At 62.3% G+C, this 3,083-nt stretch carries 1 protein-coding gene; it reads left to right on the top strand.

Annotated elements, in window-relative coordinates:
* Positions 1 to 567 precede the first annotated feature (567 nt).
* The gene (gene glgP / locus ACFMO5_RS02590; RefSeq protein ID WP_376791213.1) at positions 568 to 2,730 is read left to right on the top strand and encodes an alpha-glucan family phosphorylase; all 2,163 of its coding nucleotides are present in this window, start codon (positions 568 to 570) and stop codon (positions 2,728 to 2,730) included.
* Positions 2,731 to 3,083: the final 353 nt, after the last annotated feature.

Genomic DNA, 3,083 nt, shown 5'->3' with positions numbered 1-3,083 from the left:
GGGCCGCCAAAAGCGGCCCCACCCACCCCTAAATCTTTCAACTTTCCTCTTCCCCGTGGCCCGAAGGGTCGCGGGGAGAAGGAGGGAGGAACTTGTTCCGCATGAGGGAAGGGCCCGGACGAGAAGTCGGATTGTCCGTTTGTCCAAAGTCCAACGGATCAAATGGTCCAAAATAATCCTATTGCTCATACACTCGCCACCACCTAAAATTGGGAGTTGCCCTCCCGTAACCCGGAAGCGACTACCAGGACTTACGACTGTGGGGAGAAAGGAGCAATCACCATGCCCTAATCAGGCTTCGGGCCCCGAAACCTCCCCAAGAGGCGACCGAGGAGTTGCCGCCGCTTGGACCCTGGACGGCAGGTACCTGGAGTGGTAAAATGCTAAAGCGCTTTACTTAATTGGGAGCCGTAGGTACAAGGACATCGCGCGCTCCCAGCGCTGGAGATTGGGCAGCGTGTCTTCAATGCGCCGCCCTGCTCACAAAACCCGGATCTCGGGGAGATCATGGCGGTTAGATCGCTGCTGCGATCTCCCCTATAGCCTATGAGGACGCGGAGGAGGCTTATGGAGCCTCATCTGAACCAGGCCGTGCTTCCGAAACGGATCGCCCGCCTCAGCGAGCTGGCGAGCAACCTGTGGTGGACCTGGCAACCGGATGCGCAGCGGCTGTTCCAGCGCCTGGACCCGGTGCTCTGGGAGGAGGTGCGCCACAACCCTATCGCGCTGTTGCGGCAGGCGGAACGGGCTCGCCTGAACGCCGCGGTCCAAAACCCTGCCTACCTGGATCTATACGACCGGGTGCTGGCCGAATTCGAGCGATCACTGACTGGGGAGACTTGGTTCAAACAAGCCTTTCCAGACTACGCAGACGCTGTCATCGCTTACTTCTCGACCGAGTTCGGCATCCATGAGGCCTTCCCCGCTTATGCGGGAGGATTGGGGGTGTTGGCGGGCGATACCCTGAAGGAAGCGAGCGACCTGGGCCTGGCAATGGTCGGAGTGGGGCTGCTTTACCAGCACGGCTATTTCACCCAGCGAATCACGGAGGACGGCTGGCAGGAGGCCATTTACGAGCCCCTGGATCTGGAGAACCTCCCCCTCCATCCCGTGGCCGGCCCAGATGGTCAGCCCTTGCAGGTCGAGGTTGCCATCGCGGGCCGCTCGGTTCGGGCGCAGGTCTGGCGCCTGCAAATCGGACGGATCCCTCTCTATCTGCTGGACACGAATCTCCCTTCCAACGCACCGATGGATCGCGAGCTCTCCGCCCGGCTTTACGATGGGGATCCGGAACGGCGGATCGCACAGGAGATGATCCTGGGGATCGGGGGGGTCCGGGCCCTGCGCGCCGTGGGGCTGCGCCCAGCGATCTGGCATCTCAACGAAGGGCATTCTGCCTTCTCGCTCCTGGAACGGTTGCGGGAACAGATCGTGGAGGGCCTTTCCTTCGAGGAAGCGGCATCTCGGGTGCGGGCGACCACGGTCTTCACCACCCACACGCCTGTCCCCGCCGGCCACGACCGTTTCTCCTTCACCCTGATCGAGCGGGCCTTCGCCGGCTACTGGGAGCAGCTGGGCCTTTCCTTCAAAGACTTCTGCGAGCTGGCGCGTGAGGATGAGCCCTGGGGGCCCACATTTAACATGACCGCCTTGGCCCTGCGGTTCTCCGAGCATCGGAACGCGGTCAGCGAGCTGCACGGCCAGGTGACCCGCCGGATGTGGGCCCATCTATGGCCTGACCTCCCGGTCGAGAAGGTCCCCATCCGCCACATCACCAACGGTGTCCACATCGGGACCTGGTTGGCACGCCGGATGCGGGTCCTTTACCAGCGCTATCTAGGACCCGACTGGCTGGAACATGTGGATGATCCCGCCCTTTGGGAACGGGTTCTGGAGATCCCCGATGAGGAGCTGTGGACGGTCCGACGCCACCTGAAACGCAAGCTGGTGGCTTTCATGCGGGAGCGGGCGCGGCGGCGTTGGCAACGCAATCATGTCCCCCCCATCCAGATCGTGGCTTCCGGAGTGCTTCTGGACCCCTACGCCCTCACCATCGGCTTCGCCCGGCGGTTCGCCCTTTACAAGCGGGCGTATCTCCTCTTCCGAGATCCGGAGCGCCTGCGGCGGCTGGTCAACGACCCTCATCGCCCGGTCCAGATCATCCTGGCCGGGAAGGCCCATCCGGCCGACGAGCCGGCCAAGCGGATGATCCAGGAGATCTACCGCCTGATCAAAGACCCATCGTTCGGCGGGCGGATTGTGTTCATCGAAGACTATGACATGGAAGTAGCGCGTTATCTCGTACAGGGAGTGGATGTCTGGCTGAACACCCCCCGCCGCCCTCTGGAGGCCAGCGGCACCAGCGGCCAAAAGGCTGCCCTCAACGGAGTGTTGAACCTGAGCGTGCTGGACGGCTGGTGGCGCGAAGGTTACAACGGGGCCAACGGTTGGGCCATCGGGGAGGACCGGGACTATGAGAACCCGGAGGCCCAGGACGCGGCAGACGCCGCGTCGCTTTACGACCTGCTGGAAAACGCGGTGGTGCCCCTGTATTACGATGTAGAGGCCGATGGGATCCCCCACCGCTGGCTGCGCATGGTGAAAGAGTCCATTCGATCCCTCGCGCCCTTCTTCAACACCCGCAGGATGCTGAAAGAGTATCTCCGCGAGATGTATCTGCCCGCGCTGGAAGCCGCCTATCGCATGCTGGCCCCGACACCGTCGAAGTAGGGGCAGGCCTTGGGCCCGCCCCAGGACCATCCATGTAGGGGCACCCACAAGGGATGCCCCTACATGGCCTCAGGGACCGCACGCCCTCCCCACTGCTCATCCCATTGGGACAATGAAGCCAGCGAAACAAAAGCTTGTCACCTCGATTGTGCTTTCGAAAATTGGGAAGCGGGCCGCCTCAGAATATCATTAGGAATAGGAACGAGAGGGGACGAGGCAGCTCTTATTCCATCCTTTTGTGTTTTGAGGATAATGGGATGGTGAGGGCCAATGGCCCCTCCCCAAGGCCCCAAGGGCTTTGGGAAGGGGAGATCAAAAGCATTAGGGCGAGCCGGACGCCGAAGGCGTCCGGC

Source organism: Thermoflexus sp., from assembly GCF_042408365.1.
Classification (GTDB): domain Bacteria; phylum Chloroflexota; class Anaerolineae; order Thermoflexales; family Thermoflexaceae; genus Thermoflexus.
This window is presented reverse-complemented; position numbering and strand designations above follow the sequence as displayed.